The organism is Streptomyces sp. NPDC025721, assembly GCF_055558595.1.
This window is the reverse complement of record NZ_JBVHMF010000006.1, coordinates 166,045-178,403: the sequence shown is the minus strand read 5'-3', so window position 1 is coordinate 178,403 and position 12,359 is coordinate 166,045. Positions and strand designations below refer to the sequence as shown.

General features: G+C 72.8%; 10 protein-coding genes. 3 read left to right on the top strand and 7 right to left on the bottom strand.

Going from position 1 to position 12,359, the window contains the following annotated elements:
* Positions 1-39 precede the first annotated feature (39 nt).
* A complete protein-coding gene (ftsY, locus tag ACZ4EF_RS11825; RefSeq protein ID WP_391050355.1) occupies positions 40-1,248 on the bottom strand; it encodes a signal recognition particle-docking protein FtsY in 1,209 nt (402 codons plus the stop codon).
* 305 nt (positions 1,249-1,553) lie between these two features.
* Here ftsY and ACZ4EF_RS11820 point away from each other — a divergent pair, with 305 nt between their 5' ends.
* Positions 1,554-2,540 (top strand): LLM class flavin-dependent oxidoreductase, encoded by a 987-nt coding sequence (locus tag ACZ4EF_RS11820; protein ID WP_188281234.1) that lies wholly within the window; start codon positions 1,554-1,556, stop codon positions 2,538-2,540.
* Between the two features lie 79 nt (positions 2,541-2,619).
* On the opposite strand, the gene ACZ4EF_RS11815 is transcribed toward ACZ4EF_RS11820, so the two are convergent.
* The 4 genes from ACZ4EF_RS11815 to ACZ4EF_RS11800 all read right to left on the bottom strand — a co-directional run bounded on the left by ACZ4EF_RS11815 (position 2,620) and on the right by ACZ4EF_RS11800 (position 9,012).
* A complete protein-coding gene (locus ACZ4EF_RS11815; protein ID WP_355346347.1) occupies positions 2,620-4,035 on the bottom strand; it encodes a sugar porter family MFS transporter in 1,416 nt (471 codons plus the stop codon).
* 108 nt (positions 4,036-4,143) lie between these two features.
* A complete protein-coding gene (locus tag ACZ4EF_RS11810; protein ID WP_467504075.1) occupies positions 4,144-8,019 on the bottom strand; it encodes an AAA family ATPase in 3,876 nt (1,291 codons plus the stop codon).
* Between the two features lie 211 nt (positions 8,020-8,230).
* Positions 8,231-8,434 (bottom strand): hypothetical protein, encoded by a 204-nt coding sequence (locus ACZ4EF_RS11805; protein WP_188281861.1) that lies wholly within the window; start codon positions 8,432-8,434, stop codon positions 8,231-8,233.
* A gap of 296 nt (positions 8,435-8,730) precedes the next feature.
* Positions 8,731-9,012 carry an acylphosphatase gene (locus tag ACZ4EF_RS11800; RefSeq protein ID WP_355349478.1) on the bottom strand — a complete coding sequence of 94 codons (282 nt, stop codon included), beginning with the start codon at positions 9,010-9,012 and terminating at the stop codon, positions 8,731-8,733.
* 145 nt (positions 9,013-9,157) lie between these two features.
* Here ACZ4EF_RS11800 and ACZ4EF_RS11795 point away from each other — a divergent pair, with 145 nt between their 5' ends.
* A complete protein-coding gene (locus ACZ4EF_RS11795) occupies positions 9,158-10,042 on the top strand; it encodes a CAP domain-containing protein (RefSeq protein WP_355349475.1) in 885 nt (294 codons plus the stop codon).
* A gap of 127 nt (positions 10,043-10,169) precedes the next feature.
* Positions 10,170-10,595: a winged helix-turn-helix transcriptional regulator gene (locus ACZ4EF_RS11790; protein ID WP_391050358.1), complete on the top strand. Its 426-nt coding sequence runs from the start codon at positions 10,170-10,172 to the stop codon at positions 10,593-10,595.
* Here the strand turns inward: ACZ4EF_RS11790 and mutM are convergent.
* The gene (mutM, locus tag ACZ4EF_RS11785) at positions 10,568-11,434 is read right to left on the bottom strand and encodes a bifunctional DNA-formamidopyrimidine glycosylase/DNA-(apurinic or apyrimidinic site) lyase (protein ID WP_467504072.1); all 867 of its coding nucleotides are present in this window, start codon (positions 11,432-11,434) and stop codon (positions 10,568-10,570) included. The two genes, ACZ4EF_RS11790 and mutM, sit on opposite strands and share 28 nt — an antisense overlap.
* Positions 11,435-11,609: 175 nt before the next feature.
* A complete protein-coding gene (gene rnc, locus ACZ4EF_RS11780; RefSeq protein ID WP_188281856.1) occupies positions 11,610-12,350 on the bottom strand; it encodes a ribonuclease III in 741 nt (246 codons plus the stop codon).
* Positions 12,351-12,359 lie beyond the last annotated feature (9 nt).

The following is a 12,359-nucleotide window of genomic DNA, read 5'->3' as shown; positions in this document are numbered from 1 at the left end:
CCTGGGTGAGCGCCCCTTACCGCAGCCGTACGACAGGCCCTAGTCCCCGATGAGCGCGTCCACGAAGGCGCCCGGCTCGAACGGGGCAAGGTCGTCGGCGCCCTCGCCGAGGCCGATGAGCTTGACCGGGACGCCCAGCTCCCGCTGGACGGCGACGACGATGCCGCCCTTGGCGGTGCCGTCGAGCTTGGTGAGGACGATGCCGGTGATGTCGACGACCTCGGCGAAGACGCGCGCCTGGACGAGGCCGTTCTGGCCGGTGGTGGCGTCGAGGACGAGCAGCACCTCGTCGACCGGGCCGTGCTTCTCCACGACGCGCTTGACCTTGCCCAGCTCGTCCATCAGGCCGGTCTTGGTGTGCAGGCGGCCCGCGGTGTCGATGAGCACCGCGTCGGCGCCCTCGGCGATGCCTTCCTTGACCGCGTCGAAGGCGATGGAGGCGGGGTCGCCGCCCTCGGGGCCGCGTACCGTACGCGCCCCGACGCGCTCGCCCCAGGTCTGGAGCTGGTCGGCGGCGGCGGCGCGGAAGGTGTCGGCCGCGCCGAGCACGACGCTGTGGCCGTCGGCGACCAGCACGCGGGCGAGCTTGCCCGTGGTGGTGGTCTTGCCGGTGCCGTTGACGCCGACGACCATCAGGACGGCCGGGGACGTCTCGTGGCTCTCGGTGTGCAGGGTGCGGTCCAGCTCCGGGTCGAGGAGCGTGATCAGCTCCTCGCGGAGCAGCCCGCGCAGCTCGTCCGGGGTCCGGGTGCCGAGCACCCGCACGCGGGTGCGCAGCCGCTCCACCAGTTCCTGGGTGGGCGCGACGCCGACGTCCGCGGTGAGCAGGATCTCCTCGATCTCCTCCCACGTGTCCTCGTCGAGGCGTTCACGGGAGAGCAGCGTGAGCAGGCCCTTGCCCAGCGAGTTCTGCGAGCGCGACAGGCGTGAGCGCAGCCGGACGAGGCGTCCCGCCGTGGGCTCCGGCTGTTCGAGCACCGGCGCCTGGGGGACCTGCACCTCCTCCACCGCGTCGGGCGCGGCGGTCGCGCCGGGCAGGGCGACCTCTTCGATGGTCCTGCGGGGCTCCTCCCGCGGGGCCTCGGCCTCGTCACCGACGTGCGGTTCCGCGGGAGGCGCGGTGACGGACGGGCTGCTCGGCGGCGTCGGCGGGAGCTGCCGCTTCTTGCGGCGGCTGCCGACGACCAGTCCACCGGCGCCGAGGATCACGACCAGGGCGATGACTACGGCAAGGACGACGATTTCCATGGTTTCTTTCGGAGCCTTTCACCAGGTCAGGGCGTGTGCATGCTAGCCCACCGACGCTCGGGACCACCGAGGCGTCACGGCTCGGTCAGGCACACGCGCACGTCAACCGTACGGGAAACCCCCCGCCCGCCCAGGACCCGCGCCCGTATCCGCGCCGCGCGGGCGGCGAGCGGGCGGCGAGCGGGCGGCGGACCGCGGCCTTCCCGGCCCGCCCCAGCCGTCCCCGGACCGTCGCGGCCCTGTGAATCTGACGCTGCGTCAGCTAATCTCCGGTCGCCCGCATCCGGCGAAGGGGGCCGTCCGCCATGACCGTGACCGTCGTGCGCATGAATCTGATCGATCCGGGGGCCGAGCCGAAGGCACTCGGCGCACGGTACCGGGCTGCCCTGGAGATGGCCAGGTACGCCGACGAGCACGGCGTCACCACCGTGCAGACCGAGGAGCACCACGGCGCGGAGAACAACTGGCTCTCGGCGCCGCTGGCCTTCGCGGGAGCGGTGCTCGGCGCCACCAGCCGGATCTCGGTGACGGTGTCCGCGCTGATCGGGCCGCTGCACGACCCGCTGCGGCTGGCGGAGGACCTGGCCGTACTGGACCTGGTCAGCGGCGGGCGGCTGGTCACGGTGGCCGGGATCGGCTACCGCCCGGAGGAGTACGCGGCCTTCGGCCAGGACTGGCACCGGCGCGGCGCCCTCCAGGACGAGGTGCTCGACACGCTGATCGCGGCCTGGACCGGCGAGCCCTTCGACTACCGCGGCCGGACCGTACGCGTCACGCCCCGTCCGTACTCCCGGCCGCATCCGCCGCTGCTGATCGGCGGCAGCTCACGGGCCGCGGCCCGCAGGGCGGCCCGGCTCGGCCTGCCGTTCTTCCCCAGCGCGCACCTGCCGGAGCTGGCGGCGTACTACGAGGAGCGGCTGGCCGCGTACGGCACGGAGGGCTGGTGCCTGATGCCCCCTGCCGACGTGCCGCTGCTGCACATCGCCGAGGACCCGGACCGGGCCTGGGCCGAGTACGGCGGGCACCTGCTGCACGAGGCGCGTACCTACGCGTCCTGGCAGTCGGGCGACATCCACTCGGCGGTCCGCTCGGCCGCGTCGGGAGTGGCGGAGCTGCGCGCGGAGGGCGTCTACCGGATCGTCACACCGGCGCAGTGCGTCGCCCTCGCCGAGGCGGGCGGTGACCAGGCGAGCCTGGTGCTGCACCCGCTGTGCGGGGGCATGCCCGTCGACGAGGGCTGGCGGAGCCTGCGGCTGCTCGCGGAGCAGGTGCTCCCCAAGCTCGCCGCGTAGCCTCCGGGGCCCGCGGCCCGACACCCGGCACCCGGCACCCGGCACCCGGCACCCGGCACCCGGCGAGCTTGGCGCCCGGCTATCCCATCTCCTCCAGCGTCTTGCCCTTCGTCTCCTTCACGAACACCAGCACGAACGGGATGGAGAGCGTCGCGAAGCACGCGTAGATGACGTACGTGCCCGACAGATTCCAGTCCGCCAGGCTCGGGAAGCTCGCGGTGATGGCCCAGTTGGCGATCCACTGCGCGGAGGCGGCGACGCCGAGCGCCGCGGCCCGGATCTTGTTGGGGAACATCTCGCCGAGGAAGACCCAGACGATGACGCCCCACGACAGGGCGAAGAAGAGCACGAAGCAGTGAGCGGCGATCAGGGCGACCGTGCCCTCGGTGTTCGGCAGGGTGGCACCGGACTTGGACGAGAAGGCCCACGCCTCCAGGGCGAGCGCGACGGCCATGCCGGTGGAGCCGATCAGCGCCAGCGGCTTGCGGCCGATCCGGTCCACGAAGATCATCGCGATCACCGTGCCGATGATGTTCACGATCGACGTGGTGAAGGAGTAGAAGAACGAGCTGCTGGGGTTGATGCCGACCGACTGCCAGAGCGTGGACGAGTAGTAGAAGGCCACGTTGATGCCGACGAGCTGCTGGAAGACCGACAGGCCGATACCGATCCAGACGATCGGCAGGAAACCGCCGCGGGAGCCGAGCAGGTCCTTGAAGGTCGACTTGTGCTCGCGCCGCATGGCGGTCTCGATCTCGGCGACACGGGCGTCCAGGTCGGTGTCCGAGCCCTCGACATCGGCGAGTACGGCCTTGGCGTCCTGCTCGCGCCCCACGGAGATCAGGAAGCGCGGCGACTCGGGGATCGCGAACGACAGCAGCCCGTAGACCACCGCGGGGATGACCATCACACCGAGCATGACCTGCCACGCCTCCAGGCCGACGATGTGGCCGCGCTGGTCGCCGTGGGCGCCCTTGAGGATGGCGTAGTTGACGAGCTGCGAGACCGCGATGCCGAGCACGATGGCGGCCTGCTGGAACGAGGCGAGCCTGCCGCGGTAGGCGGGCGGCGAGACCTCGGCGATGTAGGCCGGGCCGATGACCGAGGCCATGCCGATCGCGAAGCCGCCGATGATCCGCCACAGGGCCAGGTCCCACAGCGCGAAGGGCAGTGCCGAGCCGACGGCGCTGACGGTGAACATGACGGCGGCGATCTGCATGCAGCGGATACGGCCGATCCGGTCGGCGATCCGGCCCGCGGTCGCGGCGCCGATGGCGCAGCCGATCAGGGCGATGGCGATGACCTGGGCGAGCGTGCCGGAGCCGATGTTGTACTTGTCACGGATGGCCTCGACGGCGCCGTTGATGACGGAGCTGTCGTAGCCGAAGAGAAAGCCGCCCATGGCGGCGGCGGCCGTGATGAAGATGATGTGGCCGATGTGCTCCGGCAGCGGGTTGTGATCTGCCGAGGCGGAGGCTCGTGCGGTGCTGGTCAAGATGGCTCCTCGGGCTCGGCGGTGAGCCCTCACATGAGGGTCTGGATCTTCGAGTGTCAGCCGACGCGTCGGTCACCACCACTCGGGAACCGGGCCTGACCCGGAGCCCTACGCGGCCGGCTGCTTGCCGTTCCGCAGCCGTTGGCTGATCACCTTGGAGACACCGTCGCCCTGCATCGATACGCCGTACAGGGCATCGGCGACCTCCATCGTCCGCTTCTGGTGCGTGATCACGATGAGCTGCGAGCTCTCCTGAAGCTCCTCCATGATCCGGATGAGCCGCTGGAGATTGGTGTCGTCCAGCGCGGCCTCGACCTCGTCCATCACATAGAACGGACTCGGCCGTGCCTTGAAGATCGACACCAGCATCGCCACCGCGGTCAGCGAGCGCTCACCGCCCGACAGGAGCGACAACCGCTTGACCTTCTTCCCGGGCGGACGCGCCTCAACCTCCACACCTGTGGTCAGCATGTTGTCCGGGTCGGTGAGCAGCAGCCGACCCTCCCCACCTGGGAAAAGCCGCGAGAAGACGCCCTCGAACTCGCGGGCGGTGTCATGGAAGGCGGCGGTGAAGACCTGCTCCACCCGCTCGTCCACGTCCTTGATCACCTGGAGCAGGTCGGCCCGTGTCCTGCGCAGGTCCTCCAGCTGCTCGGTGAGGAATTTGTGCCGCTCCTCCAGCGCCGCGAACTCCTCAAGCGCCAGCGGGTTGACCTTGCCGAGCTGCGCGTACGCCTTCTCCGCCGCCTTCAGCCGCTTCTCCTGCTCGGGGCGGTGGTACGGGCGCGGCTGGTTGCGCGGGTCCTCCGGGTCCTCGGGCAGGATCTCGCCCTCGGCGGGCGGCGACGGCGGCACGAGCTGGTCGGGGCCGTACTCCGCGACGAGCCCCGCGGGCTCCATGCCGTGCTCCTCCAGCGCCTTGGCCTCCAGCTGCTCGATCCGCATGCGCTTCTCCGCGCCCAGCACCTCGCCCTTGTGGACGTCGCCGGTCAGCCGGTCCAGCTCGCTCTTCAGGTCCCGGCCGCGCCGCCGCTCCTGGCCCAGCTCCGCCTCGCGCTCCGCCCTCGCCTGCTCGGCGGCGGCCCGCTCCTCCTCGGCGCGGCCCAGCGAGATCTGGACGCAGTCCAGCAGCGCCCGGGCGCCCTCCACCACGGCCGCCGCGACGGACGTCTCGTAGGCGAGCCGGGCCCTGCGCTGCTGGGCGCGGGCCCGGGTCTCGCGCTCGGCGCGCGCCGCCCGGTCCAGGCCGTCGGCCCGGCCCGCCAGGCCCTTGACCCGCTCCTCGTGCGTACGGACCTGGAGCCGCGCCTCCATCTCGGTCTGCCGGGCGTTCGCGCCGTCGGCGGACAGCCGGTCCCGTACGGAGGTGTCCGGCTCCTCCTCGCCGGGCTCCTCCTCGGCCTCGCTCAGCCGGTACGACAGCTCCTCGAACTCCTCGCGGGCCGCCGCCAGCGCCTCCTCGGAGCGGCCCACGGCCGCGGCGGCCCGGTCCGCCTCCCCCGCCGCCGCCCTGGCCTGGCCGCCGAACCGGCCCAGCTGCTGCGCGACCGACGACTTCTCCTTCTCCGCCGCGCGGCGCAGCTGGGTCAGCGCCTCGACCTCGCGCGTCGCCACCGCCCGGCGCTCCTTGGCGTCCTGCTGCTCGGCCGCCAGCGCCGCACAGCGCGCGTCGAGCTGCTCCAGCTCGGCCGTCGCCTCGTCCACCTGCGCCTGCACTTCCAGCAGGCTGGGCGCCTTCGCCGAGCCGCCCTGCGCGAGATGCGCGGACAGCACATCGCCCTCCGCGGTCACCGCGGTCAGCTCGGGACGCCGTCCGACCAGCGCCTCGGCCTCCTCCAGCGACTCCACGACGACGATCCCGTCCAGCAGCCGCCGCACCGCGGGCAGCAGCTCCCCGTCCGCGGCGACCAGTTCCACGGCCCACCGCGCCTGCCCGGGCAGCCCTGCGGCCTCCGGCCTCGGACCCGGCACACCGGCGCCCGCCGTCGCCGCCGGAAGGCGACCCCCGTCACCGGACCCGGCGGAGCCGCCGCCCGCCTGCCCCGGCAGCGCGGCACGCCGCCCGCCCGCTTCGGCCGCGTCCGGCCCCGGGTCGCCGGAAACGCCCGCGTCTGCCGGGCCCGGGCCCGACCCGCCGGACCCCGCGCCGCCCCCGGAAACGCCCCCGCTCGCGAGGCCCTGACCGTCCCCGTCGGCCGCGTCGCGGGCGGCCTCCGTCGGCGGGCGGTGGTCGCGGGCGACGACGGGCTCGGCGGCCGGGGCCGCGAGGAGGAGGGCCGCGCGGCCCGCGTCCTCTTTGCGGAGCAGGCGCAGCGCGTCCGCGGCGGCGGAGGGGCCGGTGACCGCGACGGCGTCGGCGGCGGCGCCGAGCGCGGCGGCGAGCGGGATCTCGTAGCCGGGGGTGACGCGGAGCAGCGCGGCGGCCGAGCCCAGGATGCCGGGCAGGGCGTCGCGCCCCTCGCCCGCGCTGAGCAGCGCGCCGGTGCCGTCCTTGCGGCGGAGCGACGGCGCGAGCGCGTCCCGGCGGGCGGCGACGGCGGCCCGGCGGCGCTCCGCCGCGGTGGCGGCCTCGCGCGCGGCGCTGAACGCCTCCTCCGCCGCGGCCTGTTCGCGGCGCGCGGCCTGGAACCGCTCCTCCAGCTCCGAGTCGTCGGCGTCCAGGCCGTCGACCTGCGCGCGCAGTTCCTCGTACTCGCCCTGCGCGGACTCCGCCCGGTCGCGGGCCTCGTCGCGGGCGGCGGCGAGGCGGCCGATCTCGGCCTCGGCGGAGGCGGCCTTGGAGCGGGCGGCGTTGACCTGGGCGTGCAGCCGGGCCAGGCCCTCACGGCGGTCGGCGATGGCGCGGGCGGCGGTCCTGAGCCGGGCCTCCTCCTCGGCGAGCCGGCGCTCCAGCTCGGCGCGGTGGTCGACGGTGTCGTCCAGGGCGCGCTGGGCCGCGTCCAGAGCCTCGGACAGCTCGGCCTCCTGCTCGCGGATGCGGGCGGCCTCGCGTTCCATGTCCTCCGGGTCCCGGCCGCGCCGCTCCTCGGCGGGCTGGGACGTGGCGTGCCGGTGCCGCTGCTCGGCGAGGCCGATCGTGCCGCGTACGCGTTCGGCGAGCTGGGACAGCGCGTACCAGGTGGCCTGCGCGTCGGTCAGCCGCGGCGACAGGGCGCGTACCTGCTCCTCCAGGCGGGCCTCGCGCTGGACGGCGGCGGCCAGTTCCGTCTCGACGGCGTCGCGGCGCTCCTTGAGCGCGGCCTCGTCGGCGACCTCGGCGCTCAGCGCCTCCCGCAGCGTGACCAGGTCGTCGGCGAGCAGCCGCAGCCGGGCGTCGCGCAGGTCGGCCTGGATGACGGCGGCGCGGCGGGCGACCTGGGCCTGGCGGCCGAGCGGTTTGAGCTGGCGGCGCAGCTCACCGGTGAGGTCCGTCACACGGGCGAGATTGGCCTGCATCGCGTCCAGTTTCCGCAGCGCCTTCTCCTTGCGCTTGCGGTGCTTGAGCACACCCGCGGCCTCCTCGATGAAGGCGCGGCGGCCCATCGGGTCGGCGTGCAGTACGGAGTCGAGCTGGCCCTGGCCGACGATGACGTGCATCTCGCGGCCGATACCGGAGTCGGAGAGAAGTTCCTGGATGTCCAGCAGGCGGCAGGTGTCGCCGTTGAGCTGGTACTCGCTGCCGCCGTTGCGGAACATGATCCGCGTGATGGTGACCTCGGCGTACTCGATCGGCAGGACGCCGTCGCTGTTGTCGATGGTCAGGGACACCTCGGCGCGGCCCAGCGGGGGGCGGCCCGTGGTGCCGGCGAAGATGACGTCCTCCATCTTGCCGCCGCGCAGCGACTTGGCCCCCTGCTCGCCCATGACCCAGGACAGCGCGTCGACCACATTGGACTTGCCGGACCCGTTGGGGCCGACGACGCAGGTGATTCCGGGTTCGAAGCGCAGGGTCGTCGCCGAGGCGAACGACTTGAAACCGCGCAGCGTGAGGCTCTTGAGATGCACGCCGGTCGACTCTACTAGCCGTCCTCGGTTTCACCGAGGAAGGCGCAGGGCACATCATGCGTTAAGAAGCGAACGTCCAGGCGGGGAGCGGGTGGGGAGCAGGGCGAGGGGACAGCGCGCGGAATGACGAAAGGGACGCCGAAGCGTCCCTCGCGGATTCTGCAGATTCTCAGGCGGTGTCCGGGGACACCTGTCCGGGCCGGGGACCGGTTCAGGCGAGCACGGGCTCCGCGCGAGATACGTCGATGCTGCTGAGCAGCGACTCTTCGTGCGATGCGACAGTCAGAGCGTCGTTCTCGGCCTGCATCCGGACAAGCTCGGATTCCAGATCCTGAACGCGCTGCTGGAGCCTTCGCATCTCGGCGAGAAGTCGCGGGTCGGGACCGCCGACGTAACCGAGAAGCGCCTTTGCCATGATGGATGGTCCTCCACGCTGAGTGACCGACCGAATGCGGTTTGGGTCGTGGGTGAGGGTTGCTCGCCCGCGCAGGGTGAGTGCCGTGACCGCCGCTGAACAATCCTGGAGCCACGATGCGCGGGGCTTCCAGAGTCTCACCAAATAACGGGACGGTCAACACGATCACAGCCCAGTCGTCGGGTCCGCCTCAGAAAACACGGCGCTGACGGCGCCGCGGGCTGCCCGCGTGGCATAGGGATCATGCTCGATGGGGGCAGCCTGACACGGCGATCGTCGTATGGCAACCAAATTGCTCAGCGGATCTCGAAACCTTCGTATCCGCCCCGCGGCCGGCCCCAGATCTCGGTCACTCCGTCGACCCGTCCGGGCGTGTCCCCGCGGCGCAGCCACTCCAGCAGCCGCTCGCACTGTTCGCGCGTGCCCTCGGCCACGACCTGGACCCGGCCGTCGCCCAGATTGCCCGCGTAGCCGACGAGGCCGCCCAGTTCCAGGGCGGTGGCCCGGGTCCACCACCGGAAGCCGACGCCCTGGACGCGGCCGCGCACCCACGCGGTGAGCCGGACATCTTCGTTCATGTCCGCACGCTATCCCGCCAGTTGGATCAGCAGCACATCGGCGGGCGGCGTCATTCGCTACAGTCACCCGACAACGGGGTCACCCGTTCGGGTTAATCCGCCGAATCGGGCCGCCAGAACCGAGCCGACCAGAGGAGCGCGAAGGATGGGCCGTCACAGCCGTCATGCGCAACCGGCAGCGCCGGAGACGGGACCCCGCTCGCACCGCGGGCGCCGTAAGCACCACCCGGTCCGTACCGGACTGCTCGCCACGTCGGCCGCGATGGCCGTGGGCGCGGTCGCCGCGTCCTCCGGGATGCTCAGCGGCCTCACCGCCGGTCTCGACTACCGCCAGGGCGACGCGGGCCACACGCAGGCCGACGGCCCGGCGGACCCGTCGCGCGACGGCAGCGACATGCCCTCGCCGCTGGGCGACAGCACGGTGCCGACCCCCGGGCAGACCACCGGCTCCCCCGGTACCCCGTCCTCCGGTACGCCGTCGAAGCCGGGCACGATGCGGTCGAACACGGCGACGCCGTCCCGTACGGCCACCAGCCCGGCCGCCGCCCCCACGCCGACCCGTACGACGGCCGCGCCCACCACCCCGGTGCCGACCACCACCGCGGCCCGCACCCAGCCGCCCACGACCGCCGCCCCGGCCTCCGCCGACGCCGTCACGGCGGCCCGCGCGGCGATCCTCTCCCTGGTCAACACCCAGCGGGCGAGCGCGGGCTGCTCGCCGCTCACCGCCAGTTCCTCCCTCGACGGCCTCGCGCAGGCGTTCAGCGAGGACATGGCCGCCCGCGGCTTCTTCGACCACACCGACCCCGACGGCAAGACCCCGTGGGACCGCGCCAAGGCGCTGGGCATCACCAACCTCGGCGGCGAGAACATCGCCCGCGGCCAGGCCACCGCCCAGGCCGTCATGGACGCCTGGATGAACAGCCCCGGCCACCGCGCCAACATCCTCAACTGCGACTACAAGACCCTCGGCGTCGGCATTCACTACGGCAGCGGCGGCCCCTGGTGGACCCAGGACTTCGGCTTCTGAGGCCGCTGGAGCCGTCGCGGCCTGTGGAGCCGTGGGAGCCGCTGGAGCCGGAGCCGCCCTGGCCAGGGCGCTAACCGGTGGATCGCGCACCCCTGAGGTGAGCGCTGTGCGGGGGTACGCTGGGCGTATGACAGACAGCGACCGGACGGCGGAGTGCGCCGGGGCCACCGTGAAGGACGACGGCAGGCTCGCCTTCGACGTCTTCGCGCGCTCCTGCCCGTCGCGCGGGACGCTGGAGCACGTCACCGGGCGGTGGGGCGGCCTGACGCTGGGCGCGCTCTACGAGGACACGCTGCGGTTCAACGCGCTGCGCCGCCGCGTGGACGGGGTCAGCGAGAAGATGCTGTCGCAGACGCTGCACGCGCTGGAGCGCGACGGCCTGGTCGTCAGGGACGCGCGGCCGACGAATCCGCCGCACGTCGAATACCGGCTCACCCCGCTCGGCCGGGACACCGCCGCGCGCCTGCTGTCACTGATCGCGCTGGTCGAGGGCCGGATGCCGGAGGTACTGGCCGCGCGCGAACGCTACGACGCGGAGCGCGGCACCGGCTGACAGCGCGGGCAGAAGTAGCTCGACCTGTTCATCCACGGCCGGCGCCTGATCGGTGTGCCGCAGCGGCGGCACGGCTCGTCTTCACGGCCGTACGCGTCCAGCGACCGGTCGAAGTAGCCCGATTCACCGTTCACATTGACGTACAGGCTGTCGAAACTGGTGCCGCCCGCGGCGAGCGCGTCGCCCATCACCTCGCGGATGTGCGTGACCAGCTCCACCGTACGCGGCCTGGTCATCGACGCCGTCGGCCGCTCGTAGTGCAGCCGCGTGCGCCACAGCGCCTCGTCGGCGTAGATGTTGCCGACCCCGCTGATCAGCGACTGGTCGAGCAGCGCCCGCTTGATCGTGGTGCGCTTGCGGCGCAGCGCCGTGTGGAAGGCGTCCTCGTCGAAGGCGTCGTCCAGCGGGTCGCGCGCGATGTGCGCCAGGACCGCCGGGAGGCCGTCCGCCGCGCCCGGCACCGCCTCGTGCAGGGACAGCCCGCCGAAGGTGCGCTGGTCGACGAAGCGCAGTTCGGTGCCGAGGGTGTCCTGGAATCGGATACGGATCCGCAGGTGGGTCTCGGCCGCCGCGGTTTCCGGCTGCACCAGGAGCTGACCGCTCATCCCCAGGTGGGCCATGAGCGACAGGTCCTCGGTGACCGGCAGCCACAGATACTTGCCCCTGCGGTGCGCCTCGCCCATCGCCGCGCCCTTGAGCCGCGCCGCGAAGTCCTCGGGCCCGGCCACGTGCCGCCGTACGGCCCGCGGATGGAAAACGGTGGCCGTCTCGACGGTGCGGCCCGAGACCCAGCGCGAGAGTCCGCGCCGGACGACCTCCACCTCCGGCAGCTCCGGCATGACATCCCCTCATGGTCCACGCGGGTGCGTGTGCCCCTGCCATGGGCGCGGGGAACCGCGCGACAGGCCCCCCACGGCCGGTGGTCGGGAGACGACCGGTCTGCCCCGCCGGGGCCGGTGGTGACCTGCGGCCGCGTCGCGGCCGATCGCGCGGTTCCCCGCGCCCCTTCGGGGCTCAGCTCGCCGCTGAGGCGGCGGCTTCGCGGATGGAGCGCCAGGCGGACTCCGCCGCCTGCTGCTCGGCTTCCTTCTTGCTGCGGCCGGTGCCGGTGCCGTACTCGACGCCACTGACGCGGGCGGCAGCCGTGAAGGTCTTCTCGTGGTCGGGTCCTGATTCGGTGACCACGTACTCGGGAACGCCGAGCCCTTCGGCTGCGGTGAGTTCCTGGAGGCTGGTCTTCCAGTCCAGTCCCGCACCGAGGTTGGAGGACTGCTCGATGAGCGGGTCGAAGAGCCGGTGCACCAGCTCGGAGGCCGCTTCGAGCCCCTGGTCGAGATAGACCGCGCCGATGACGGCTTCCAGGGTGTCCGCGAGGATGGATGCCTTGTCCCGGCCGCCGGTGCCCTCTTCGCCCCGGCCCAGGCGGATGAACGCGCCGAGGTCGAGCCCGCGGCTCACGCCCGCCAGGGCACGCGAGTTGACCACCGCGGCCCGCAGCTTGGCCAGTTGGCCCTCGGGCAGGTCGGGGTGGGTGCGGTAGAGGGTGTCGGTGACCACCAGGCCGAGCACGGAGTCCCCGAGGAACTCCAGCCGCTCGTTGGTGGGCAGCCCGCCGTTCTCGTACGCGTACGAGCGGTGGGTCAGCGCACGCACCAGAAGGGCGGGCTCGAGGGTGTACCCGAGCCGCCCTTCCAGAAGCGTGGGGGACGAGGCTTTGTCCGCCGTGGCCGACTGTGGCGCTGAGGCGTCTGACATGGAGCCTGT